Below are 887 nucleotides of genomic sequence, written 5' to 3'. Positions count from 1 at the left end.
TGGTATTATCCCCTATAGGTAGACAGTAAAAAAAGAGTCCATCTGATATGATGGACTCAATACTGTTTTATCTGGAGGGGATTTTTTTATGGCAAGAAAAGGACAATCATTTCAAAAATATACAGAAGAACTAAAGCGAGAAGCAGTTCGTCTTCGATTAGAAGAGAGAAAATCATTGCGAGAAATTCGTGAACAACTCGGTGTGAAGAGCGATGCCCAGATTATTGAGTGGGTAAAACGTGCGCAACAAGGGGAGTCCTTTGATGATCAACGTGGTGTCTGGAATCGAAAGAATTTTAATAGTCTAGAAGAAGAAAATGCTTATTTGAAGGCACAGGTTGAGTATTTAAAAAAGCGCAATCCAAATCTACACGGGAAGGAATGGTCCTAAAGAAAGAACGATTTTCTCTTATCGATTCATTACGCCAAGCCTATCCACTCCGATGGTTGCTTCAAATCGCGGAAGTTTCTAAGGCTGGCTACTATAAATGGCGGAAATATCATAACGTGCAGCGTTTACGTCAGAAAAGGGATATGTGGCATAAAGAACATATTTCATCTATTCATCGTCAGCACCCTTACTATGGGTATAAACGTATGACTCGTGCTTTGGCTCGAGAAGGAATGGTAATGAATCATAAACGTGTTCGTCGTCTTATGAGAGAGCTGGGTATTCAATCTATCATTCGAAAAAAACGTCCGTTTTATGGAAGAAAAACATCTGTGGTATTTAAAAATCATTTGAATCGAGAGTTTCAAGCTGAAAAGCAAAATCAAAAATTCGTAACAGATATTACTTATGTACGAATCGGAGAACAATTTGCCTATTTGTCAGCTGTGTTAGATTTATACAACAATGAAATTGTTGCCTGGAAGCTATCTTCAAG

At 38.0% G+C, this 887-nt stretch carries 1 pseudogene; it reads left to right on the top strand.

What is annotated here, in order from left to right:
• Positions 1-88: 88 nt before the first annotated feature.
• Positions 89-887, top strand: a pseudogene (locus HFD78_RS28950) (IS3-like element ISBth8 family transposase); the annotation flags it as partial.

The sequence above is a fragment of the Bacillus sp. EKM501B genome (assembly GCF_011800505.1).
GTDB classification, from domain to species: Bacteria; Bacillota; Bacilli; order Bacillales; family Bacillaceae_G; genus Bacillus_A; species Bacillus_A cereus.
The sequence above is the reverse complement of the archived record's forward strand: the minus strand, read 5'-3'. Positions and strand labels throughout refer to the sequence as shown.